This window comes from Paracoccus sp. (in: a-proteobacteria) (assembly GCF_047605025.1).
Classification (GTDB): Bacteria; Pseudomonadota; Alphaproteobacteria; order Rhodobacterales; family Rhodobacteraceae; genus Paracoccus.
In genome coordinates, this window is sequence record NZ_JASGGO010000002.1 from 182,634 (window position 1) to 204,780 (window position 22,147).

The 22,147-nt window shown below is 65.6% G+C and carries 23 protein-coding genes and 1 tRNA gene; 18 read left to right on the forward strand and 6 right to left on the reverse strand.

Going from position 1 to position 22,147, the window contains the following annotated elements; genetic code table 11:
- Positions 1–5: 5 nt before the first annotated feature.
- The gene (locus tag QM682_RS02705) at positions 6–2,090 is read right to left on the reverse strand and encodes a TonB-dependent receptor (RefSeq protein ID WP_415126832.1); all 2,085 of its coding nucleotides are present in this window, start codon (positions 2,088–2,090) and stop codon (positions 6–8) included.
- Between the two features lie 208 nt (positions 2,091–2,298).
- On the opposite strand from QM682_RS02705, the gene QM682_RS02710 reads away from it, so the two are divergent.
- Positions 2,299–3,099: an IclR family transcriptional regulator gene (locus QM682_RS02710; RefSeq protein ID WP_415126834.1), complete on the forward strand. Its 801-nt coding sequence runs from the start codon at positions 2,299–2,301 to the stop codon at positions 3,097–3,099.
- A 21-nt stretch (positions 3,100–3,120) separates the two neighbouring features.
- On the opposite strand, the gene QM682_RS02715 is transcribed toward QM682_RS02710, so the two are convergent.
- Positions 3,121–3,903, reverse strand: coding sequence for an ABC transporter ATP-binding protein (locus QM682_RS02715; protein ID WP_415126836.1), 783 nt, complete (start codon positions 3,901–3,903; stop codon positions 3,121–3,123).
- A 163-nt stretch (positions 3,904–4,066) separates the two neighbouring features.
- Between QM682_RS02715 and QM682_RS02720 the strand changes: the two genes are divergently transcribed.
- The 6 genes from QM682_RS02720 (at position 4,067) to QM682_RS02745 (ending at position 8,544) form a co-directional block, all read left to right on the forward strand.
- A complete protein-coding gene (locus QM682_RS02720) occupies positions 4,067–4,927 on the forward strand; it encodes a siderophore-interacting protein (RefSeq protein WP_415126838.1) in 861 nt (286 codons plus the stop codon).
- A 7-nt stretch (positions 4,928–4,934) separates the two neighbouring features.
- A complete protein-coding gene (gene fepB, locus QM682_RS02725; protein ID WP_415126840.1) occupies positions 4,935–5,873 on the forward strand; it encodes a Fe2+-enterobactin ABC transporter substrate-binding protein in 939 nt (312 codons plus the stop codon).
- Positions 5,870–6,883 (forward strand): FecCD family ABC transporter permease, encoded by a 1,014-nt coding sequence (locus tag QM682_RS02730; RefSeq protein ID WP_415126842.1) that lies wholly within the window; start codon positions 5,870–5,872, stop codon positions 6,881–6,883. The genes fepB and QM682_RS02730 overlap by 4 nt, the downstream gene beginning before the upstream one ends.
- Entirely contained in the window at positions 6,880–7,929 is a 1,050-nt protein-coding gene (locus QM682_RS02735) for a FecCD family ABC transporter permease (RefSeq protein WP_415126844.1), read from the forward strand. The genes QM682_RS02730 and QM682_RS02735 overlap by 4 nt, the downstream gene beginning before the upstream one ends.
- A gap of 301 nt (positions 7,930–8,230) precedes the next feature.
- Positions 8,231–8,479 (forward strand): hypothetical protein, encoded by a 249-nt coding sequence (locus tag QM682_RS02740; RefSeq protein ID WP_415126846.1) that lies wholly within the window; start codon positions 8,231–8,233, stop codon positions 8,477–8,479.
- A tRNA-Asn gene (locus tag QM682_RS02745) sits at positions 8,470–8,544 on the forward strand. Before QM682_RS02740 ends, QM682_RS02745 begins: the two co-directional genes overlap by 10 nt.
- A 434-nt stretch (positions 8,545–8,978) precedes the next feature.
- Here the strand turns inward: QM682_RS02745 and QM682_RS02750 are convergent.
- The 3 genes from QM682_RS02750 to QM682_RS02760 all read right to left on the reverse strand — a co-directional run bounded on the left by QM682_RS02750 (position 8,979) and on the right by QM682_RS02760 (position 10,741).
- Positions 8,979–9,203 carry a hypothetical protein gene (locus tag QM682_RS02750; RefSeq protein ID WP_415126848.1) on the reverse strand — a complete coding sequence of 75 codons (225 nt, stop codon included), beginning with the start codon at positions 9,201–9,203 and terminating at the stop codon, positions 8,979–8,981.
- Positions 9,200–10,195 carry a hypothetical protein gene (locus QM682_RS02755; RefSeq protein WP_415126850.1) on the reverse strand — a complete coding sequence of 332 codons (996 nt, stop codon included), beginning with the start codon at positions 10,193–10,195 and terminating at the stop codon, positions 9,200–9,202. Before QM682_RS02755 ends, QM682_RS02750 begins: the two co-directional genes overlap by 4 nt.
- A gap of 174 nt (positions 10,196–10,369) precedes the next feature.
- Positions 10,370–10,741 (reverse strand): hypothetical protein, encoded by a 372-nt coding sequence (locus tag QM682_RS02760; protein ID WP_415126852.1) that lies wholly within the window; start codon positions 10,739–10,741, stop codon positions 10,370–10,372.
- A gap of 370 nt (positions 10,742–11,111) precedes the next feature.
- On the opposite strand from QM682_RS02760, the gene QM682_RS02765 reads away from it, so the two are divergent.
- From QM682_RS02765 to QM682_RS02805, 9 genes are all read left to right on the forward strand, one after another.
- Positions 11,112–13,283: a hypothetical protein gene (locus QM682_RS02765; protein ID WP_415126854.1), complete on the forward strand. Its 2,172-nt coding sequence runs from the start codon at positions 11,112–11,114 to the stop codon at positions 13,281–13,283.
- On the forward strand, positions 13,208–13,828 hold the full coding sequence (locus tag QM682_RS02770) for a hypothetical protein (protein ID WP_415126856.1): 621 nt from the start codon (positions 13,208–13,210) through the stop codon (positions 13,826–13,828). The genes QM682_RS02765 and QM682_RS02770 overlap by 76 nt, the downstream gene beginning before the upstream one ends.
- On the forward strand, positions 13,825–14,661 hold the full coding sequence (locus QM682_RS02775; protein ID WP_415126858.1) for a hypothetical protein: 837 nt from the start codon (positions 13,825–13,827) through the stop codon (positions 14,659–14,661). Before QM682_RS02770 ends, QM682_RS02775 begins: the two co-directional genes overlap by 4 nt.
- Positions 14,658–17,042 (forward strand): SGNH/GDSL hydrolase family protein, encoded by a 2,385-nt coding sequence (locus QM682_RS02780; protein ID WP_415126860.1) that lies wholly within the window; start codon positions 14,658–14,660, stop codon positions 17,040–17,042. The genes QM682_RS02775 and QM682_RS02780 overlap by 4 nt, the downstream gene beginning before the upstream one ends.
- Positions 17,043–17,508: 466 nt before the next feature.
- Positions 17,509–18,423 (forward strand): glycine-rich domain-containing protein, encoded by a 915-nt coding sequence (locus tag QM682_RS02785; protein ID WP_415126862.1) that lies wholly within the window; start codon positions 17,509–17,511, stop codon positions 18,421–18,423.
- The gene (locus tag QM682_RS02790; protein WP_415126864.1) at positions 18,420–18,611 is read left to right on the forward strand and encodes a hypothetical protein; all 192 of its coding nucleotides are present in this window, start codon (positions 18,420–18,422) and stop codon (positions 18,609–18,611) included. Before QM682_RS02785 ends, QM682_RS02790 begins: the two co-directional genes overlap by 4 nt.
- A 12-nt stretch (positions 18,612–18,623) precedes the next feature.
- Positions 18,624–19,007, forward strand: coding sequence for a hypothetical protein (locus tag QM682_RS02795; protein ID WP_415126866.1), 384 nt, complete (start codon positions 18,624–18,626; stop codon positions 19,005–19,007).
- The gene (locus tag QM682_RS02800; protein WP_415126868.1) at positions 18,994–19,119 is read left to right on the forward strand and encodes a hypothetical protein; all 126 of its coding nucleotides are present in this window, start codon (positions 18,994–18,996) and stop codon (positions 19,117–19,119) included. The genes QM682_RS02795 and QM682_RS02800 overlap by 14 nt, the downstream gene beginning before the upstream one ends.
- A gap of 8 nt (positions 19,120–19,127) precedes the next feature.
- Positions 19,128–19,742, forward strand: coding sequence for a holin-associated N-acetylmuramidase (locus QM682_RS02805; RefSeq protein ID WP_415126870.1), 615 nt, complete (start codon positions 19,128–19,130; stop codon positions 19,740–19,742).
- A gap of 101 nt (positions 19,743–19,843) precedes the next feature.
- On the opposite strand, the gene QM682_RS02810 is transcribed toward QM682_RS02805, so the two are convergent.
- Complete coding sequence (locus QM682_RS02810) at positions 19,844–19,996, reverse strand: hypothetical protein (RefSeq protein WP_415126871.1); 153 nt, start codon at positions 19,994–19,996, stop codon at positions 19,844–19,846.
- Positions 19,997–20,330: 334 nt separating this feature from the next.
- Here QM682_RS02810 and QM682_RS02815 point away from each other — a divergent pair, with 334 nt between their 5' ends.
- On the forward strand, positions 20,331–20,996 hold the full coding sequence (locus tag QM682_RS02815) for a hypothetical protein (RefSeq protein ID WP_415126873.1): 666 nt from the start codon (positions 20,331–20,333) through the stop codon (positions 20,994–20,996).
- A 705-nt stretch (positions 20,997–21,701) separates the two neighbouring features.
- A partial coding sequence (locus QM682_RS02820; protein ID WP_415126875.1) for a type II toxin-antitoxin system death-on-curing family toxin occupies positions 21,702–22,147 on the forward strand: 446 nt, incomplete at its 3' end.

Genomic DNA, 22,147 nt, shown 5'->3' on the forward strand with positions numbered 1-22,147 from the left:
GCGCCTTAGAAGGTGCCGCGGATGCCGATGCCGACCATGCGCGGCGTGGTCATGCTGCCCTGGGTAAAGACCACATTTCCACGGGCCGCTTCAAGCAGGGTGGGCGTGCGTTCGTCAAACAGGTTGTTGACATAGCCGTAAAGCTCGACCTGGTCGTTGATGCGCCAACTGGCGTTCACATCGACCAGGGTGAAGCCGTCGACCGCATAGGCAGCCGTATTGGCGGTGTTCGAGTAATAGCCATCGACATAGCGGGCCTGGCCGCCCAGGTTCAGCCGGTCGTTCACGTCCCAACTGGCGCCGATGCTGAGCATCTTGCCAGGGGAACGCGCGAACTCGTTGCCCTCATAGCTCGTCATCTGGTCGAAACGCTCGATCTCGGTATGCAGCAGGCCAAGGCTGCCGCGCAGGGTCAAGGCATCGGTCGCGCGCCAATCGGCGCCAAGCTCCAACCCATAGGCGCTGGAGTCCTGCGCGTTCACCGTTTGCAGATAGGTCACGCCATCGACCAGATGCGTGATGTTATACTGGGCGTTGTTGTAATCCATGTAGAACAGGTTGCCGGTCAGCATCAGCCTCCCGTCCAGCAGTTCGGCGCGGCTAAACAACTCATAGTTCCAGACGGTCTCGGCGTCGAATTCGGTCCATTCCTTGGTATAGCTGAAATCCAGCGAAACGCCGCCGGGGTTGTAACCCTTGCTGATCAGCGCGCCGACGTTCCAGTCGGGCGTGACCTGATAGGTCAGCGTCAGCTTGGGCAGGAAGGCATCGAAGGTTTGGTCGAAATCCAGATCGCTGTTGGCGAACAGCGACGAGACATCGCCGGTGCGGCGGATATGGTCACGCTGATAGCGCAAGCCGGCGGCCAGGCTCCAGCGGTCGTCCAGGCGCCAGTTCAACTCTCCGTATAGGCCAAGGTTCGACTTCTCGTCGTGGAAGGTGGATTCGCCGCCTTGGTTCAGCCATTCGTCCTGCTCGGTGAAGGCGACATACATCCCGGCCACACCGCTTAGCCGATCCTCGGGCGTTCCGAAGGTCAGCTTGCTTTCGTTCGAATAATTGTCCTGCGAGATATTGGCATCGCCCGAGGTCGAGGTGCCGACGCGGCGCTCTACGTCCGAGGTGGAATATTGCGTCTTGCTGCTTAGCGCCAAGCCGTTGCCCAGGTCGTAATCCACGTCCAGAATGCCGGTGTCGGTGGTCTGATCCCAGCCCGGCATCCATGTGGCGATCGATTCCAGCTCGTCATAGGGTTCGGACGCGCCCTCGGCGCTGGGACGCTTCATCCGGCTGTGGCTGTAGGTCAGCTTGGCGGTCAGGCCCGGCAGTTCGGTCGGCTGCCACAGCAGCTTGACGCGGGCATTGGCGTTCAGGAAATCCTGGCCGATGTCGTTCTGGATGAAGTTCGAACCCACATAGTCGATGAAGGTGTCGCGCGACGAATAGTCCAGCGACACCCGCGCGGCCAGTTCCTCGGTGATCGGCCCCGACCACATGAAAGAGGCGGCGCGCTGATTATAGTTGCCCGCCTCGACCCGATAGGCGCCCTCGGGGGTGAAGCTGGGATCCTTGGTGTTGACGATGATCGCGCCGGCGATGGCATTGGCGCCCTGCGACGTGGTCTGCGGGCCACGAAACACCTCGACGCTGTCCACATCCCAGGTAGAGGTGGCACCGAAGTAAAGCTCGTTATAGCTGAGGTAATGGCCATCCAGGTTGATGGTGGCGCGTGGCACCGAACCGGCAAAGAAGGCATTGGCGCCGGTATGCGGACCTTGCGCATCCTGCCCGCGGATGACCGGCGTGCTGACGCTGTCGGTGTAAAGCACGTTCGGAGTGCCTGCGACGACGGTGCGAACCTCGTCCTTGCCGGCCTTTTTCTTTTCCAGATCCTCGGCCGTGACCACCGAGACCGAGCTTGCAGTCTGCATCAGGTCGCGGGTGATATTGTCGCCGGTGATGACGACAGTGTCGAGCGTGACGGTATCGGCGGCCTCCTGCGCGTGCAGGGGCGCGCTGGCCAGCAGCGCGATCAGGCTGGCGCCTTGCGTCAGCCGGCGGCGGTGATTTCTGCGGTGAATGTGATGCATGGGTTCCTCGGGCTGGTCGGCGAAGCACGGGCTGGCACGGGGAACCTTGCTGGCGGCGTTCAGATTTGTCCCACATTGCGTAACGCATGCCGCATGTCAATATTGATGCCATTCGCGCCCTTTGCCTTCGCCACGGTTGCGCGCTAGTGTTGCTCCGATGCCGCACGCCCGACACACAGGCCAGCCACAAGCGCAGGAGAAACCGCCGATGATGGAGTTCGAGCCCTTCCTTGACGAGGATGCGAACCTGACAGGTCCGCGCCGGTCGGGAACGATCCAGTCGATCACCATTGCCATGCGGTTTCTGGACATCCTGGCTGGGGCCGAACGTGCGCTGCCCCTGGCCGAGATCGCGCAGCTTTCGCGCACCGGCCGCTCGACCGCGCATCGCTATATGCAGAGCCTGGTGAAAGAGGGGCTGGCGGTGCAGGATCCCGCCTCCAGCCGCTATGACCTTGGCCCTGCCGCGCTAAGCTTGGGGGTCGCGGCGCTGCGCCGGGTCGATGCGGTCGAGATCGCCGGCACGCAGATGAAGCAACTGACCGAGAATCACGGCCTCAGCGCCGGGGTCTGCATCTGGACCGAGCGCGGCCCGACCATCGTGCGCTGGTTCCGCAGCGCGCATTTCGCCATCACCGCGATCAGCCTGGGCGACGTGCTGCCGGTGGACAACACCGCCTGCGGGCTGGTCTTTCAGGCGTTCCTGCCCCGCGCCCAGATCGAGACCGCGCGGCGCCTGCAACCGGCCAGCTTCCGCGGCACCCCGCCCGGCAAGGCCGCGACCGACCGCATCCGCGCCGAGGGCTGGGCCGAGTTGACCAGCCACCTGCTGTCGAACGTCACCGGGCAGGCCGCGCCGATCCTGGATGCGCAGGGCGAATTGGTCTGCGTCGTCACCACCGCCGGCAATCTGGGCAAGCTGGAATCGCCGCAATCGGCGCTGGCGCTACGCGACGCGGCGCGGCTGATCAACCGCGCGACCGGCGGGCAAAGCACCTTCGACGATTAGCGCCGGGGGCGCGGGCGACGATTAGCGCCGGGGGCGCGGGATCACCATCGGCCGCCCGGTCAGCGGGTCGGGCCGCACCAGCGCATCCAGGCCAAAGACCTGCCGCACCAGCGCCTCGGTCACGATGGCGTCCGGTGCGCCCTCGGCCACCACCGCGCCATCCCTCATCGCCACCAGATGCGAGGCATGGCGGAAAGCCAGGTTCAGTTCATGCAGCACCGCGACAACGGTGCGGCCAAGCGCATTCAGCCCCGACAAAAGCTCAAGCAGTTCAACTTGATGCACGATATCAAGATAAGTCGTCGGCTCATCCAGCAGCAGGATGTCGGTTTCCTGCGCCAGCACCGTCGCGATCCAGATCCGCTGCCGCTGTCCGCCCGACAGTTCGGAAACCGGCCGGGCCGCCAGATCCAGCGTCCCGGTCGTTTCCAGCGCCGCGCGGACCGCGCGCTCGTCCTCGGGCGACCATTGCCGCAGGAAGCCCTGATGCGGAAAGCGGCCGCGCGCCACCAGTTCGGCGACGGTCAGGCCGTCCGGCGCCATGGGCGATTGCGGCAAAAGGCCCAGCCTGCGCGCGACCTCGCGCGTGGGCATGCTGTGGATCGCCTTGCCGTCCAGCACCACCTGCCCGCTTTCCGGCGGCAACAGCCGGGCCAGCGCGCGCAGAAGCGTGGATTTGCCGCAGGCATTCGGTCCGACAATGACGGTGAAAGACCCGTCTGGAATCGCCAGCGACAGATTTTCCGACACCATCCGCGCCTGATAGCGCAGGGTTACCGCGTCGGCATGCAGGCGATGGGACATTCCCGCTCCTTCCCGTGGGCCGCTTTTGCGGCGGTATGTGTATTGCATTGCGGAACGCGCTCTGCAATATGGTTTCAGCCATTGCGCCGGATTCCGGTCCGGCGAGCAGCCATCCCGCTTTTCAGACCAGGACCCTGCACCGCTTGCAGGTGGAAAGTATGCCATGGCCGACCCGAATACGGAAACCGTCGATGACCCCCAGGGGCTGCTGTCCCAGGCCGACCACATGCGCGAGATGGACCGGATCGAGATGCGGGTGACGGCGATCCGCCGCCCCTTCCCCTCGGTCGCGCGGCTGGCCGGGCGGGTCCAGGCGCATGATCCCGAAGCTTGGCTGGCCGCCAACCAGGCCGTCCGCATCGAGGTCGAGACGCCCGAAGGACAGCGCCCCGTCTCACGTATCTATACCATCCGCAGCTTCGACGCGGCCTCGGGCACGGTCGAGATAGATTTCGTGCTTCATGACGACGACAGCCCGGCGATGCGCTGGCTGCGTGCCGCCGGACCCGGCACCCGCGTCGGCATGATCGGCCCGCGCCAGCACCTGATCCCTGGCCATGCGCCCGGCAGGCGCGCCGCGATCTTTGCCGACGAAACCGCGATTCCCGCCGTTTTCGCCATCCTGAACGCCTGGCCGCAAGGCGCCCCAGGCAGCCTTTGGATCGAGACGGCCGAGCAAGGCGCCTTTGACGAATTGCCCCGCCTGCCCGGCCTGGATTATCATCTGCTGCGCCGCGACCGCCCCGCCGGCACCACCGGCGCGCTGCTGGCCGCCGCCCGCGCCGCGATCACCGCCCCGCAAGGCTGGACGCTGTGGGCCGCTGGCGAGCGCCAGGAGATGCGCGATTTCCGCAGCCATTTCCGCGCGCTCGGCATGCCGCGTGAGGATGTGCGCGTCTTCGGCTATTGGAGGCACGGCGCCAGCAGCAGCGAGCTGGACCGCCTGCGCTTGCAGGAATACAGCCGCATCCGACAGCAAGGGCTGCGGCTGGAAGATCTTGACGACGCCGACCTGCCGATCTGAGGTGCCCATGCTCAACCGCCTTGCGACCCTGTTTCTTGCCCTGATCCTGCCGGTAGCCGCCCTGGCCGAAGACTGGCCGCGCAGCATCCCCGATGCCACGGGCGAGGTGACGATCCCGGCGCGGCCCGTCCGCATCGTCTCGACCTCGCCCAGCCTGACCGGGATCCTGCTGGCCATCGACGCGCCGGTGACGGCCACGGCTTCGGCCATTGTCGGACCGCTGACCGACGGCAAGGGGTTCTTTTCGCAATGGGCCTCGGTCGCCGACCAGCGCGGGGTCGAGGTGCTTTATCCGAACCTCGCCTTCGACATCGAGGCGTTGATCGTGCGGCAGCCCGATCTGGTGGTCGCTTCGTCCGTGGGCGGCGACAGCGCCCTGCCCTATCTGGACCAGTTGCGGGCGCAGGGCGTGCCGGTGATCGTGCTGGACTACGCCACGAACGGCTGGGAGGAACTTGCCCGCACCCTGGGCCGCGCCACCGGGCACGAGGCGGACGCCACCCGCGTGACCCAGGATTTCGCCCGCGAAGCGGCCAAGTCCAAGGCCGGTCTTGCCCTGCCGCCGGGCACGGCCAGCATCGTTTCCTACAATTTCTCTGGCACCTATTCCGTGGGCAAGCCCGACAGCCCGCAGGCGCGGATCCTTGAAGCCCTCGGCTTCAGCATCGCCGGCATCCCCGAAGACATGAAGGGCCAGATCGCACGCTCGGCCGATTTCGATTTCGTCTCGCACGAGAACCTGGCCGCGGCGATCACCGGCGACAGCGTCTTTCTGCTGAACGGCACCCAGGACAACGTGCGCGCCTTCAGCGCCGATCCGGTGCTGGCCAACCTGCCCGCCGTGCGCGAAGGCCGGGTCTATCCGCTGGGGCCGACCTCGTTCCGGGTGGATTACTATTCGGGCTTGCAGATGATCCGAACGGTCGAGCCCTACTTCCGCAAATGACGCTTTTACGCCCGCGCCCCGCCGGCAGGCTTTACGCGGCCGGAGTGGCGGCGCTGATCCTGCTGGTGCTGGCAAGCCTTGCCATAGGCTCGCGCCCGGTGCCGCCGGCGCAGGTGCTGGCCGCGCTGGTCGATTACGATCCCGCGAACGACCTGCATCTGGTCCTGCGCGAGCTGCGCCTGCCGCGCACCCTGCTGGCGGTCCTTGCCGGGGCGGCGCTGGGGCTCTCGGGTGCCGTCATGCAATCGGTGACGCGCAATCCGCTGGCCGAGCCTGGGCTGCTGGGCGTCAATGCCGGCGCGGCCATCGCGGTGGTCCTGGGCGCATCGGCCTTTGGCCTGACGCAGATGGCGCAATATGTCTGGTTCGGCTTTCTGGGCGCCGGCCTTGCCGGGATCGCGGTATTCCTGCTGGGGCGCGGCCATGACAGCGGCGCCGATCCGGTGCGGCTGGTGCTGGCGGGGGCCGGGATCTCGGTCCTTCTGGGCGCGGGGGCAAGCCTGCTGATCCTGAACTCGGGGCTGGAGGTTCTGGACCTGTTTCGCAACTGGGGTTCGGGCGCGCTGGAGGGGCGCGGCTGGGCGGTGGCGCTGACCATGGCCGTGGCGCTGGCGCTTGGCGGCACGCTGGCGCTGGCGCTGGCGCCGGGACTGAACGCAATGGCGCTGGGGCATGACAGCGGCCGGGCGCTGGGGCTGAGACCCGAGCGTTTCTGGGCGCTGGCCTGCCTGGCGGTGATGATCCTGGCCGGCGCGGCCACGGCCGCCGCAGGGCCGATCGGCTTCGTCGGGCTGGTCGCGCCGCATCTGGCCCGTGCGGTAGCCGGGCCGGACAACCGCCGGGTGCTGCCGCTTTCGGCGCTGTTCGCGGCCTCGGTGCTGCTGGGAGCCGACATCATCGGCCGCCTGATCGCACCGCCCGCCGAGGTCGCGGCCGGGATCGTCGCGGCGATTCTGGGCGGGCCGTTCTTTGTCCACGTCGTGCGCCGCTTTCGACTGGCGCGGCTATGATCCCGCCCGGCACGCGCCTTCTGCGGCTCAGCCGCTTTTCGCTGCTGTGGCGCCCAAGGGCCGTGGCGGTCTGCCTGGGACTGGCGCTGCTGTGCCTGGCGCTGGCACTTCTGCTGCTGGGCACCGGAACGGTGCGCCTGTCGCCCGCGCAGGTGATCGGAGGGCTTTTCGGCGCGCCGGACGATCCGATGGCGGCACGCGTCCTGCGCGGCATCCGCCTGCCGCGCCTGCTGGTGGCGGCGCTGGTCGGCGCCTCGCTTGGCATGGCGGGGGCGGCGTTCCAGTCGCTGTCGCGCAATCCCCTGGGATCGCCCGACGTGATCGGCTTCACCACCGGAGCGGCGACCGGCGCCATCCTTCAGATCGTCCTGTTCGACGCCGGCGCCTTCCAGGTCGCGGCGGCGGCGGTCGGCTCTGGCCTGATGACGGCGCTGGCGGTGCTGGCGCTGGCCCGCCACAAAGGGGCCGGAGGCGGCTATCGCCTGATCCTTGTCGGCATCGGCGTCGGCGCGGTGCTGAGCGGGGTGAACAGCATGCTGATGGTGATGGGCAATCTGGATCGGGCCATGTCGGCGCAGATCTGGCTGGCCGGCTCTCTTACCGCGCGCGGCTGGGCACATGTCTGGCCGGCGCTGGCGGGGTTCGCGCTGTTCGGGCCGATGCTGGCCCTTGGCGCGCGTCGGCTGGCGATGCTGGAACTAAGCGAGGACATGGCCGCGCAACTGGGGCTGAACATCGACCGCGACCGCGCGGCGCTGGTGATCGCGGCGGTCGGGCTAACGGCGGTGGCCACCGCCAGCGCCGGACCCATCGCGTTCGTCGCGCTGGCCGCCCCGCAGATCGCCCGCCGCCTGACCCGCGCGCCGGGGGTGCCGGTCGTCTCCGGGGCGCTTTGCGGGGTAGTGCTGCTGCTGGCCGCGGATCTGATCGGCCAACGCGCACCCTTTGGCCTGCTGCTGCCCATCGGCACCCTGACCGGACTATGCGGCGGGCTGTATCTGGTCTGCATTCTGGGCCGCGGCAGGATTGCGCCATCCGGCCGATGATCCGGGCTGTAGCGCGGAGCGGCGATCCGGCATCGATCACTGAATAGCCGATCCTGCCGGATGGAAGCCGCGCGGCGAGTTCGCCCCGATGTCTTCCGACAACGAAGGCGATCACGGGAAACAAAGACCGGCAAACGACAATCGCCCACCCAGCGGACAGGATACCGGGCGCAAGGCCGCTGCGGCCGAACGGCCTGTTGTCCATCGCCCGCCTGATCGGCAGGCAGATCGCATGCAAGGCCTCCGAGGCGTTGCAGGCCGCCAACGACAATGACGCATCAACCTGACCACGCTGGAGCCGATGCTGGAGGATCTGCACAGCCGTCTGGCAGGGGTGACAATCGAAAGCCTGGGCTGCTCGGCCTTCTGCCATGCAGACTTCCCAGCATTCGCAGGGGTTTTTGTAGAACGTCGCACCACTGCACCGCTCTTCGTATCTCCTGACGAGGTTTGTGCCGGTCAACAGTGGCAAAAAAAATCGGAAAAATCATCTCCCCCTCTGGACGCCCCCGAACGGCGCAGCTATACGACGCCTCGTGTTCCGGCGTAGCTCAGCGGTAGAGCAGTTGACTGTTAATCAATTGGTCGTAGGTTCGATCCCTACCGCCGGAGCCAATTTCTTAGAAATTTCAGCTACTTAGGCAATCATCCGATGGTTGTCCGTCCGACGATCCGACGCGTCCAACGTCGGACGGGAATAGTCAATTCGACGACATCACGGTCCGCGCAATGCGATCAGCCTCGAGGCGTACGTCCTCGAGATAACGACGGATGGCGGCGATCACAGGCACCGTCGTCGTCCCTTGCGATAACAATGCGGACTCAAGCGCAGCCAGGCAGGCCAGCGCGATGTCGAGGTGATCGACAATCGCTTCGGCCCGGTCGTAAATCTCCTGGTCGCGATCTGAATATACGGAAAATCATTAGCTTCTCCCTTTTAAGGAAGAGAAGCTTGCGGCACGGCCATTCATCTGAACGAGAATATCAAAAACCCGTCCGAGCGGGCGGGCCGTTCGGACGGGCTTGCGCGCTGGCGAGGGGTTTCGGCGTCAGTCCGCGAAAAAGCGATAGTCGATCACAGCTGGCTTCAGCATGGGAAGCGCGCGCAGTTCCTGCTCGAAGGCCTCGAGCAATGCCTGGTCATGCGTCTGCGGCGAGACGGCGCGCACGAACACCCGCACCTGGGTGCCGTTCTCGTCCGTCCCGATCCAGATTCGGACGGGGCATCCATCAACGGTGATGATTTCGGGGGTCGGTTCGATGGTCAGCTTCATACGCGTTTCCTTTCGGTCGGCTGGCGTGGCCGCCGAATCGCGTCGACGGCGCGGCTGGCCGTGTCGAGCTGGGACGGCATGTAGGTTTCGGCCAGGTGCGGGTTGGTCGCGGCGCTGTTGCCCAGCACGTCGGCCGTGTCGTCCTTGGTGGAGCCGCCGCTGCGGGACAGGATCCCGAAGGTGCGGCGCAGGTCGCGAAACTGCAAGCCGGCCAGCGCCTTCAGGGCCTTGGCCTTGTCGGCCTGGATCGCCGCATCGCGGACCTCGCGCCAGCGCCGGATGAACAGGTCCTCGTGATAGTCGGCGCCGGTGCGCTCGTCTTGCAGCAGCCGGCGATCCGCCGGGGCGCCCTGGATCAGGGCGCGCACCCGGGGCGCGACCTCGTCGTGCAGCCACATGGCGCCGGCATTGCCGCGCTTGCTGCGACGGAACGTCCACTGGACCTGCAGCCGGCGCCGGCCGTCGGTGCGCGTGATGCGTTCGCCGAACTCGCCGCAGGTCGCCTGGATCAGGTCGGTTTCCCGCTGGCCCTGGAGCAGCGACAGCATGATCGCGGTGCCGATCGACGCCAGGCCCGCATCATCGGCGGCGGCCAGAAGGGCATCGACCTCGGCCCAGGTGGCGGACCTGTCGCGCGGATTCGGGGTCTTCATCCGCAGGCGCAGGCAGGGGTTGGAGCCCTCGGGGCGCCAGCCGATCATCTCGGCATGGCTCATCAGAATCGACATGGCGCGCAACTGGGCGATCGCCGTGTGCTCGCTTTTCCCGCGAAACAGCGTTTCATACCAGGTGCGCATCGCCGGCTTGGTGAAATCGCGGACCTGGTGCGCGCCCCATTTCCGCACCAGCAGGCGGAATTGCGCCCGATAGCTTTGCTGCGTCTTGGGGCGCAGTTCGGTGAAGGCCAGCGATTTCTGGTATGTCGTGATCAGCGCCTCGACCGTGCGGCCGGAGCCGGCCACCGGGGTCCTGCGCGCGGACCAGCTCGGCATTCAGCTTCTCGGCCTCGCGACGCGACCAGGGCAGGCGTTTTTCGTCCAGCTCGACGGCCTGGAAGCCCATCTCGCGCGCGGCGGCCGAGGGTTCCCACCAGATCCGCACCGTGCCGTTCGATCGAGGACGCTCGCGCAGGCCGGCGGGCGGGTCGGAAATGAGGCGCGAGGGTTTCATCCGCGGGGTATCCATATTCTGGCAGCCGCCTCGGCCGCGTCATGGTCCAGCCCGGCCCGCATCCGCGCGGCGGCTTCGAAATCGTAGGGCTCGCCCGGTGTCTGCGCGTCGCAGCCGTGGCCGGCGCCGACCAGCACGGCGGCCGCCGCCGACACCGCAGCCCCGCCATGCCGCTTGACCAGGCGCGGCGCGTAGCGGAGAGGGTTGGCGATAAGGCCGCAGCCAAAACGCAGCCCGCCCTGGTCTTCGAGCGCGGGACAGCGATCGCCCGGCCCGAAGACGACGACGGCCAGCGGGCAGCGTTCGGCCATGCAGCACAGACCGCAGCCATTGCAGGGCTGGCCGTGGGGGGGCTTGGCGAGAATCATCACATATCCTCGTCGGGAGTGAAGCAATCCGCCGGCAGGCCGATGCAGTTGCATTCGGCGTGCAGCACGCATTGGCCGGCGTCGTCGTGAAACCCCTCCCCTGCGCCGCGCGATCGAGGTATTCGCCCGGCGACGACCGGCCGCCGCAGGAAATCCCAGGCGCATGGTCGCCCTGGCGCGCCGCTTGTCGGACGCGGTTGCCGCGTCGCGCAAGCTGAAGGCCGCGCGCGATGGGTGACGGACCTGGCACGACGATTTCGATGAGGACGACGGACGGCGGCACCAGCCGGATCTGCGCCTGGGCCGCGATCCCGCACCGCCGGCGCGCGTTCGCCCGGATCCGGCAACGCCCGCCGAGCAGGATCGGGCGGTGCTGAACATCGCCCGGGCGATTTCCAAGATCGAGGCACCGCAGGGATTTGACCAGGTGTTCGGCGGATCTGTCATCCGCCCGCCTCGTCCCCTGACCAGGATGACGATCAACGAAGTCCTGGATTGGCAAGCGCGCAGCACCGGCGCCGGTTCGAAATCATCGGCCGCCGGCGCATTCCAGATCATCCAGGGCACGCTGCGCGCGACCCGCGACCAGATGGGCCTGTCCGGCAACGAGCTGTTCGACGACGCCATGCAGACCCGCATGGGCGTGCACCTGATGAAGGGGCGCGGCCTGGACGATTGGCGCGCCGGCCGGATCAGCACCGAGAAGTTCATCGACAACCTGGCGCAGGAATGGGCGGCCGTGCCGCGCGCCACTGGCCCTGGCGCCGGCCGCAGTCATTACGACGGCGACGGCCTGAATGCGGCGCGGATCGGGCTTGATGATTTTCGGTCCTATGTCGAGGGCCAGCAGGTCCCGGACCAGATCCCGCGCGGTGCCGGCGGCGGCATGGCCAGCAGCGTTGACGGACCTGTCGTGCCGGGGGCGCGCAACATCGCCGATTCCTTTGGGTTGGTTTCCACGCCGGGCGGCATGGACATCAATGTCCGATATCGGATTGTCGATATCGACAGCCTGCAGCGGGCCACCGGCGATCTTCAACCGCGCGATCGGTCCCGCGCCGCCAGCGACGAACAGATCGCCGGCATCGCCCGCGAACTGGATGCGCGCCGCTTGATGCCATCCCCCGAAGCCACCAGCGGCGCGCCGATCGTCGGGCCCGACATGATGGTGGAAAGCGGCAATGGCCGGATCGCGGCCATCAACCGCGCTGCCGACGAACATCCCGACCGCTATCAGGCCTATGTGCAGGCGCTCGAGGAAGCGGGCTACGACGTGCCGGCGGGCGTCACCCGGCCCGTGCTGGTCGCGGAGCGCGTGACCGATCTGGATTTCGAGGGGCGCCGGCGCTTCGTGCGCGAAAGCAATACCTCGTCCATCGGCCGCATGAGCGCCACGGAACAGGCCGGGGTGGATGCCGATTACCTGTCCCAGAACGCGTTCGAGACCTTTCGCGGCGGCCGCGCCCTGAACAGCCCCGAGAACGCCGAGTTCGTGCGCCGCGTCTTCGCCGGCATGCCCCAGGCCGAGCGCGCGGGCCTGATGACGGCGGACGGCCGCCTGAACATCGACGGCCTGCGCCGGTTGCGCCAGGCGCTTTTCGCGCGTGCCTTCGATGCCCAGGACCTGCTGAAGATGCTGGCCGAGACCGAACACCCGGCCGCGCTGAGCCTGTTGCGCATGCTCGAGGACCTGGCGCCGGAATGGGCGGCCTTCCGGGCGTCGATCGACGCCGGCTTCATCCGGCCGGAATTCGACATCACCGACCAACTGATGGACGCGGTGCGCATGATCGCCCGCGCCCGTGTCGAGGACCGGGACGGCCAGAGCGTCATCGCCGCGCTGCGCGATCGGCTGATGCGGGGCGACATGCTCACCACCCGCGACCCCGACCTGTCCGAGGCGCTGATCGGCGTGTTCTACAAGGGCGATCGGGCCTGCGGCCCCGACGCCTCGTCCGACATCCTGACCCGATACCTGTCCGAGGCCGAGATCGCGGGCCGCGCTGACATCGAGGACATGTTCGCGGCCGAGGCCGGGCTGACGCCCACGACCGTCCTGCGCCAGGCCGTCAAGGATCAGGACGCCCGGGCGCCCATGCCGATCCGCAATGCGGGCGAAGCGCTGGAAGGGCCCGCCGGGCCGGTGCCCGACATTCGGGGGGTGGACCCGCTGGCGCCGACGGCGCCCAGAGCCTTGCCCTGGCGCGCGCCACGGATGCGGAATTGCGCGACCTTCGCCAAGGTCCGGCGGAAGCCGGCGAAACCGGGCCTTTCGGTCCCGTGCTGCGTCAGTTCGAGGGAAAGCCGCAGGAAGCCATCGCCGAGCTTCGGCGGTTGCGGGCGGGCGACGCGATCGGGGCGCTGCATCATCCGCATACGGGGCCCGTCGATCTTGTCTGGGGAGAGCCCGGCACCGGCGATCGCGGCGGCTTCGGGCTTGCCAAGATCGAGCGCAAGCATCCCGAGGTGGTTCCCGATCTGGACCGGCGGCTGGCAACGGCAACCGATATCCTGTCGGACAGCCCCAACCGCGTCAGGGTGACGAACGGGCAGGACATCTTCGTCATCAGCAGGGAATACAAGGGTAACGAAAAGACTTGGCTACTGACCGGCTTCGAGGCGCAAACGGAAGGTGCGAAGCAGCGGATCGCCAGCGGTAGGACGGGGAGCGCCGACGGATTGCCGGAAGGCTCGTCCCCTTCCGCACCGCTGCGAACCAACGCTAACATTCGTGCCGCCGATATTCAAGGTAGCGGCGCTGCGGCGGATGGTGCGCAGCGGATCGACGACCGTAGTATGGGGAGGGCCGACGAATTGCCGGAAGGCTCGTCCCCTTCCGCACCGCTGCTTGCCGAAGATACGCCCGGCGCGGCCGATCTTCAACCGCTGCCAGAAGAGGTGGAAATCGCCGAGGCGGTCGCCCAGGCGCGCACCGCCCTCGAGGCCGATCCCGAACTGACGCTGCGCATGGGCGAAGGCCCCGGCGCCCAGGAAATCCGCCTGGCGGATCTGCTGGACGACCTGGACCAGGACGAAACCCTGATCCACCGCATGACCAGCTGCAGCCTGAAAGGAACCCCGAAATGAACTTTGCCGATTGCCTTCAGCAGGCGGTGATTGCGGGCGAGCTGGATCCCGAACGCGCGAAGCTGGCCCAGGCCGACTGGGCCGACCTGGCGAAACGCTACGAGGCGAGCGGCTATTCCCCGGCCGACGCGCGCCTGGCGGCCGCCGACGAGATGGTCGAGCGGATGAAGAACGCGGTGCAGAAGCGCCGGCATGTCACCGTCCGGCAGATGTTGACGCTGCAGCGCAACCAGGCGCGCTATGCCCAGGCCGCCATCGATGACCCGGATCTGCTGTTGCGCGACATCGAGGCCGTCCAGTCCGAGGCCCAGTCGATCTTCAAGCAGGCGATGGGCGGCTTGCAGGAATTCCTGGCCGACCACAGCGAGGACATCCTGGGCCGCGTGCGCGGCCGGGCCCAGCTGTCGGACATCCTGCGCGAGCTGCACCTGCAGGACAGCGGCAATTCCCGCGCCAATACCAGCCGCGCCGGCGGCGGCCTGGCCGAGACGATGGCGGGTCCGGTCGTCGGCCTGGCCGGCGATGTCGGCCGCGCTGTCATGTCGAATGCCGCGCGGGTCAGCGAGGGCAAGACGCCATTGATCGGCCGCGACATCGTGAACCTCGGCCGGCGCTACAACCCGCTGGCGACCTATTGGCCCACGCGCGTCGCGCTGGACCGCATCGTCGGGGACCAAGTGCAGCGGCTGGTGGATCCCGAGGCCGAGGAGCTTTGGCGCAAGGCCGAGAAGAAGCAACGCAAGGACTACGGCAACCAGAGCTGGTGGCGGCGGGGCGATCCCCTGCCCGCCCGCGCGCCGGACCTGGGCAACATCGCAGGGGCAACACAGTGACCATCGAGATCTTCGAACCCGCGCCGATCTATACCATCCAGAATGCCGGCCCGTTCAACGTGCCGCATCCCTACGAGACCGACGCCGTGCGCGCGGCCGTCATCGTCGCCGGCGAGGTGATGGACCTGGCGCCGTCGCAGTTCCAGATGATGCCCGCCAGTTCGACGACGCAGGGATCGCTGCTGCTGACCGCGGCGGCGGCCGCCCAATATGCCGGCCTGTCCCTGACCATCTGGCGCGAGACCGACGAGGAACAGGGCTGGGTCGGGATCCTGGGCGAACGCGAAAAGGGGCTGGAAACCCAGCTGGATCGCGTCGTCATGATCCTGCAGGAACTGCGCGAGGGCGTGCGCCGCAGCATCCGGGGCATCAACCCGATGCAGCCCTTCGTCCCCGAGGACGGGCATTCCATCGTGTTCCGCGACGGCAATCCGGTCGTCGGGCCGGACGTGGCTTCGCTGACCTATGCCGAGGCGTTCGCCGAGCGCGCCGAGGCGGCGGCGAGTATCGCCGTCGCGGCCGCCAACTTCACCGTCGCCGATCGGGAAACCCTGCTGGCCGACACGCGCGCTTTCGCACCGTCCACCGTCATCCAGACGCGGCGCGAGGGCGAAAGTTATGAGGTGGCGCCGGCGAATGCCATCGATCACCATTTCACGACGGTGGGCGGAGTGAAGCTCTATGAGATGGGACCGCTGTTTTCGGCGCGCGGTCGATTGGCGCAGGCCGTGGCGCGCGGCCGGTTCCCGGAAGGCCGAATCGTGTATGTCCGTAACCGCCGCTTCCGTGTCGATGCGCTGGGACCGGACGGGCTGTGCATCATCGACGCGGATTGGTCGGGCCGGTTCGAGATGTTACAGGCACAGGCGTTGGATGGCCAGTCCCTCAGCTTCGCGTGCTATGGCGACAGCACAACGGATGGCAATCAGACGACCGGCTGGACCGCGAACCCCACGGATGCAGATGGCAATGCCATCGGATCAGCGGCACACACCCCATCCTACGCATGGCCCGCGCAAGCTCAATCCATCCTGCGCAGTATGACCCGCAACACCAGTATTAGTTTCTGGAATGCGGGGTATGGCGGAAAGGCGATGGTGTCAGGATGGGCACGGCGCAACTTTGTTCCCGCCATCATCGACAATCCGGCCTACGGTATCCCCACCGCTTGTATTTTTTCTTTCGGCCTCAACGACATGGTGCTCTCCGGGTTCAGCCTTGAGAGTGTTATTTCCGAGGCCACCTACCTGTTCAATCTGTGCGACTATTACAACATCGTGCCGATTGTCATGACGCCGGATCCGGTCATCCAGGGAACGAGCCGGCAAGGGGGGAGTCTTCAACGGCTCATCTCCGCAATGCGGCGTGTCGCGGGTCAGTTCGGGGTCCAGGTGGTCGAAAACCATCAGGCGCTATCGGACGTGTTCGGCGCATCCGGGAACAACGCGCTCTGGGCGTATCACCAGCCTGACGGCCTTCACTTCAAGGACGCAGGCCATCGGGTTAAGGGGGCTCACGTGGCGGCTTGCTTATTCGTCAACACTCTTTGGCTCAATGAGACCAAAAATGAAAATGTCGCGCCGTGGTCCCGATATTGCAACACGCACCGTAACACCTATGGATTCTACACCGAGGTGAATAATGCCTTCGGGGCCAGCATGAATATCACGAGCGAATCTTTCGATCTCGGCGAGACCCTTCTTGATCTGTGGTGCTGGACAAAAAGCAGTAATATGCAGGCATTCTGGCGAAGCGTGGACGGCGAGGGCTTCTACAATCCGCGTCCTCTGGCATCTGCCCCTGTGATATCGTGGCGTTCCTACATCGGTACGGGAACCACTGATCTGCTTATTCCCACGGCAGGACACACTCAGGGGCTCAGCCCAGACCGTGAGAGCGAGACCCCTTGCTACATCGGAACATTGGCGGCGGGGTTGAACAGGTTTCTCTACAAAGCTCCGCTGGACCAGAACGCCAGTCAGGTTTTCCTGGGATATTTTTCTTTTAGAAGCCCGCAGCTTCCCCGCGCGGTGACGGGCTATTGGCCGGCTCAGGGCGCCTCTCCGAACCAGAATGTGGCTGACGGCGATCCGTTCGAGATGTCCGCCCTGCTGATTGGCGGCGGGTTCACCCGAAACGTCAGGATGCTGATCGACGTGGCGATGCCGAACGGGGGCGGCGTGTTTCTGATGTCAGGGAGGTGCTTTGCTGACGGCACCAGCGGCGTCAGCAAAGCACCAGGGGCATCATGCTGTTCAGAAATGGCGCCAATATCGCGCTCTATACAATCGTATGGGACTCCACCGGAGTTATTTCGCAGGGGCTTCTCCAATCGGCCGCCTATACTTGGAGCGAGACGAGCAACGAGTTCACTATTCTGATCGGAACATCTGATGAAACCAACCAGATTATTCAGGTGACGCCCACGTCCACCCCGACCATTCCCGCTCTTAGCGTCACGCGAGCGAGGACCGAGGTGCCGTGGCCCAGGGGAGGCATAGTCGGCGCCCTCTACAAAAACTACAACACCTCACCAAACATGGGGCGGGCGCGGCTGACCGTCCACGAATTGCAACACAGCTGAGAGGAACAACCCCATGGCCACCTATTCCCCTGTAGTCCCCGCCTTCGGCTCCTGGATCGAAATCCCGGCATCCGAGACCGCCAGCGACATCGCCGCGATCGGCGGCGATATGTGGATCAGCGACGACGCCTCGCCGTCCCTGGCACCGCCTTCCCGCTACCCCTCGGCACCACCTATCCCGTCGCGGCCGGCCGCGCCATGCACTGCGCCCAGCAGGGCAGCGGCGGGCAGATCCGGCGGATGGATCGCCCGGCATGATACCCTTGGTCAGCAGCATCCTGCACCGGACGCGCGCCTTCGTTGCGAGTGATGCTGCTGTCGGCCCGTCTCTTCCCACGATCACCGTGACCGGCGGCACGATAACGCCGTTCAGCCGCGAGGGGGTGGATTATGTCGAGGTGCTGTTCTCGGCATCGGGGTCGTTCACCGCCTCTGGCGCATTCCCCGCGCAACTGGCGCTGACAGGCGGCGGCGGGTCCGGCGGGAAGTCGAACGCTGGCGGCGCCAGATCCGGGGGCGGCGGCGCGGGTCAGGTGCTGGCTGGCAATTACACGCTGGAAGCCGGAAACTATACCGTCACAATCGGCGCGGGCATAGCTGCCGGCACCGCAAACGCAACGGGCAATGATGGGTCGCCATCCTCGCTGACAGGGCCAGTCACCAGCCTGACCGCTGCCGGCGGCGGAGGCGGAGGCGGCAACGTTTCCGGGCGAGAAACCGGCCATCCCGGCGGGTCCGGCGGAGGGGGCGTCGCGCGCACGGCGGCTGTCTTTGCGGGCGGGGTAGCTTCGGCGGGCCATGACGGCGGCGGGGGAGCCACGGACGGCAGCACCTATTACGGCGGCGGCGGCGGCGGCGCCGGGCAGGCTGGCGAGACCCCTGTGATTGCCGGCGCCAGCAACGGCGGCCCGGGCGGCGACGGGGTGGATCTCACCTTCATCGCAGTCCCGGGCTACGTCGCGGGCGGCGGCGTAGGGTCCAATACGACCATCTCAGGCAATGGAGGCCTCGGCGGCGGCACCGGAGCGGTGGTGTCGGGCACAGCGGCGTCCGCGAACGGGACCATGGGTTCCGGGTCAGGCGGCTCGGCCGGCGGCAGCACTACCGTCGGCAACGGCGGCGACGGCTTCCTGTTCCTCGTCGTTCGTGCGGATCAGGCACAGGTGGTGGCAGCATGACGCAGTATATCGCCCGTATCGAGAACGGCGCCGTCGCACAGGTCGCGGTCCAGCCCGACGGCTACCAGCCGCAGGACGGAGAGGCGCTGATCGGCCCGACGAACACGGTCGGCATCGGCTGGTCATATCAGTATGGCAGCTTCGTGGCGCCGGCCCCGGATGATCCGATCAACCCGCTTGGCATTTGAGAAAGGTATTTCATGGATCAGAACGACATCGGTTGGTGGGGTACGGTCCTCGTGTCCGCCTCGGCCGCCGGTGCCTGGCTGGGCGGCGAGACCGGCAAGATCATGATCGCCGGCGGCCTGGGCGGGATGACGCGCTGGCTGACCAGCGAGCGCAAGCGGCTTCGCGACGGCGCCATCGCGGCTGTGGGCGGATGCGTGACCGGGCTTTATCTCTGGCCCCTGGGCCTGCACCTGCCGCGTGTCTTCGGCATCGAGGCCTTCCCCGAAACTTCTGGCAACATCGCCATGTCCGCCTATGTGCTGGGGACCATGGGCACGTCCGCCGTGAAGATGATCACCGCGTATATCGAACAGCGGGCGGCAAAGCTTAGCGGAGGAGATCATGAACAAGGATGAGCCGAGACCCGATCCCTGCCCCCTGAGCAGGGTCATGCGCGAGGAGCGCCGCACCCTGATCGTCATGGGCGCGGTCCTGCTGGTCGTCGTCGTTTTCCGCAAGCTTTTCTGAGGTGATCCATGAAATCCGTCCGTGACCTTTCCCTGGAAATCGTGCGCCGCGAAGGCGGCTTCGTGAACGACCCCGCCGATCCGGGAGGCGCCACCAAATACGGTGTGACGATCGGCACCATGCGCGCGCTCGGTATCGACCTGACCGGCGACGGCCGCGTGACCGAGGCCGACGTGCGCGCGCTGACCGTCGATCGCGCCGCCACCATCTTCGAGCAGGAGTATTTCGTGCGGCCGAAGATCGGCCTTCTGCCCGAGGCCATCCAGGCCAGCGTCTTCGACATGTTCGTCAATGCGGGATCGAATGCGGTGAAGATCCTGCAGCGCCTGCTGAACGACTTGGGGCCTCATGACCTGGTCGAAGACGGCAAGCCGGGCCCGATGACCGCGAAGGCCGCGCACCAGGCGCTGCGCGATCACCCCGATCTGGCCGACCTCTATGGCATCGCCCGCCGGGATTACTATTACCGCGTGGCCGACCTTCGCCCCGCGTCCCGGAAATACGCCACGACCAGGTCTGGCGCCAAGGGCGGCTGGATCCTGCGGGCCGAGGAGTTCGTCAGCCCTGCCCTGCACCTGACGCTGGCGGAACATCACGCCCGCGTCGCTGCCTGGATGCACTAGGCCGTGTTCGGGTTGTCCCGCTACCTAACGGCGGCGCGCTGTGGGGCTGGCAGCAGAATCGCCATGCCAGGGCATTGGAGGCCGAACTGGCCGCCGCCAGGTCAGACATCGCCCGGCTGAAGGCCGAGGCCCAGATCCGAGAGGTGATCGATCATGCCGTGGATACGGTTCAGCGTCTTGATGACGGCGGTGTCGCTGACTGGTTGCGCGGCCGCGCCGGTCGAAAATAGCCGGCCATACTGCCCTGTCCCCACCGCTTTGCTGACCGCCCATGCGGCTGCCCTGGTCCAGGACGGGGGTCCGCAAAGCCAGCGGTCCGGCGCGGCGCTTATCGCTGCCGTTGACGCGGCGGCGAAAAAGCCCTAATCACAAGCCATTGATATTAATGTCGTCTAACAACCGTCTAACAAAACCCAAGTGCCTGAAATATAGAGGTCCTAGGTTCACTGTTAATCAATTGGTCGTAGGTTCGATCCCTACCGCCGGTAGCCAATCCTTTAAAATCAATGGGTTGGCAACAAAAAACCGCAGCCATGACAGGATGTCCATAACTGGACGATATGTGCCCCAAGTTGGGAGCACTACATCTTGGGACTGTCCCCTTTCGTCATCCGTCGTGGTCATCACTATCATTGGCGGCGTGAGATTCGCGGAATCGCCATTCAAGTCCCGCTCTTCACCGAAGACGCAGCGCACGCCCGGCCCATCGCTGCGGCCGCGACGTCCGCGAGCGTTCAGGCGTTCGAGGCCCTGCACGACGGCAGGCTGGACCGCAACGCCGCACGCGCTATGATTGAAAATGCCGCCCGCGTTGAGGCGGCGAGGATGACTTTGAGGGATTCGGGAATGTTCTTCTTCTGGACGCGAGAGATGATCGAGAGGTGCGACCCCGACCGCCTCGCGGAATGGGATGAGGCGAACGCGGCCACTTCGAACCCGGAGCCCGCCCCGGACAACTCGTCCGAATCCACGGCGTCCGCCACGTCCACGGCGTCAGCATCCCCGACCGTCATCGTGCAGAACCATTACCACGCCCCGCCGGTCATGCACGGCCCGCCGCCGTTCCCGGTGCCGACGCAAGCCGCGCCGGAGCCCGCGCCCGTTCCAGTCCCGGAACCCGCCCCGGCGGTCGTTGCCCCGCGTCCGAAGCCCGCCCGTTCCACGGAAAAGGAAGAGGGACCCAAGAATCTGATTCAGGACGTCGTTGAGAGGATGCACGTCAAGTCGCGGCGGCACGCCAAGTCGAACGACTAGACGAAGGCGGCCTTCATCCGGATTACGTCCCTTTTCAGTGAGATAACCGGGATAGAGCATATCGAGGACATCACGCAGGACCGCGTTGCGGAGTTCGTCGAGGCCCACGACATCATCCCGACCTCATACAGAAAGAGCGCGGCGGAGAAGGATAAGCCGATCTGGGACATCATAAACGAGGCGGAAGAGACCGGCCGCGAGATAGGGCTGTCCGTGTCCACGATTAACCGGAACCTCACGCAACTCGGAAAACTCGTGAGGAGCGCGCGGTCATACGGGATGAAGATTCCGGACGTCGATACGGGGCTGCTCCTCATCCCCGACACGGAAGCAAAGAAGGACAGGGATGTATTCGAAGTCCTGCGACGCTTCCTCGACAGCGGGGGCGTCCTCTTCGGACAGGCGTTCAACCTTATCGTCACCTGCCTCGTCGATGAAGAGCGTGTAATGGTGCGTCAATGTGACCCCGTTCAGATGACAGTGCTTACGACTTTCCCGCCCGTCCATCTTCGGAAACGTCAAAGTTTCAGGCTATCGTGACACGTCCCGCTCTGCTACGGTGTTGAAAAATAGACTTAGGTAAAGCACATACTTGACAAAGACCACCTCACCCCAAAGCTCTTTGAAAACTACCTCTATTATTATGGGAAAATTGAAGAAATAGAATATCAAGGCGATCGGGCCTATCTAAATTGCGAGGACGTATTGGATGCCCATTATCTAATATGCGATCATTTTTTAATACTGAGCGAGGGCATAGCAGGATTTGGACCGAAAGATTTTGGCCTACTGTCCTCCGCAGTCAGCCGACAGTTGGCATCGGCCGGTGGTCAATTTGTCTACAACGACTTCTGGGAAATCGCTTCATCACTAATTTTCGGCCTTATCAATGATCATCCTTTTCACGACGGAAACAAAAGGACGGCCTTTCTTAGCTCAGTGTTTTTCATGATGGAACACGGATACACGCCTTCAGTGGACATGACTGAAGTTGAAGACTTTACTGTAGAAATAGATTATTTTAAAAGAAAAAATGAGAGAATCACGGAAGTATTTGAGATAGCCGCAAATTTTAAATCCATGTTCAGAAAACAAGGCAATCGCATAACATATCTTGTGACTTACAATGAACTACAACAACTCCTAGGCGC

Bases quoted from the DNA above. Each gene is read 5' to 3' on its own strand.
- QM682_RS02775 (WP_415126858.1), top strand. From the start codon at position 13,825: ATGAACTTTGCCGATTGCCTTCAGCAGGCGGTGATTGCGGGCGAGCTG.
- QM682_RS02715 (WP_415126836.1), bottom strand. From the start codon at position 3,903: ATGTCCCATCGCCTGCATGCCGACGCGGTAACCCTGCGCTATCAGGCG.
- QM682_RS02800 (WP_415126868.1), top strand. From the start codon at position 18,994: ATGAACAAGGATGAGCCGAGACCCGATCCCTGCCCCCTGAGCAGGGTC.
- QM682_RS02790 (WP_415126864.1), top strand. From the start codon at position 18,420: ATGACGCAGTATATCGCCCGTATCGAGAACGGCGCCGTCGCACAGGTC.
- QM682_RS02730 (WP_415126842.1), top strand. From the start codon at position 5,870: ATGACGCTTTTACGCCCGCGCCCCGCCGGCAGGCTTTACGCGGCCGGA.
- QM682_RS02750 (WP_415126848.1), bottom strand. From the start codon at position 9,203: ATGAAGCTGACCATCGAACCGACCCCCGAAATCATCACCGTTGATGGA.
- QM682_RS02720 (WP_415126838.1), top strand. From the start codon at position 4,067: ATGGCCGACCCGAATACGGAAACCGTCGATGACCCCCAGGGGCTGCTG.
- QM682_RS02740 (WP_415126846.1), top strand. From the start codon at position 8,231: ATGCTGGAGGATCTGCACAGCCGTCTGGCAGGGGTGACAATCGAAAGC.
- fepB (WP_415126840.1), top strand. From the start codon at position 4,935: ATGCTCAACCGCCTTGCGACCCTGTTTCTTGCCCTGATCCTGCCGGTA.
- QM682_RS02760 (WP_415126852.1), bottom strand. From the start codon at position 10,741: ATGATTCTCGCCAAGCCCCCCCACGGCCAGCCCTGCAATGGCTGCGGT.
- QM682_RS02705 (WP_415126832.1), bottom strand. From the start codon at position 2,090: ATGCATCACATTCACCGCAGAAATCACCGCCGCCGGCTGACGCAAGGC.
- QM682_RS02795 (WP_415126866.1), top strand. From the start codon at position 18,624: ATGGATCAGAACGACATCGGTTGGTGGGGTACGGTCCTCGTGTCCGCC.
- QM682_RS02710 (WP_415126834.1), top strand. From the start codon at position 2,299: ATGATGGAGTTCGAGCCCTTCCTTGACGAGGATGCGAACCTGACAGGT.
- QM682_RS02755 (WP_415126850.1), bottom strand. From the start codon at position 10,195: ATGCCGAGCTGGTCCGCGCGCAGGACCCCGGTGGCCGGCTCCGGCCGC.
- QM682_RS02805 (WP_415126870.1), top strand. From the start codon at position 19,128: ATGAAATCCGTCCGTGACCTTTCCCTGGAAATCGTGCGCCGCGAAGGC.
- QM682_RS02735 (WP_415126844.1), top strand. From the start codon at position 6,880: ATGATCCCGCCCGGCACGCGCCTTCTGCGGCTCAGCCGCTTTTCGCTG.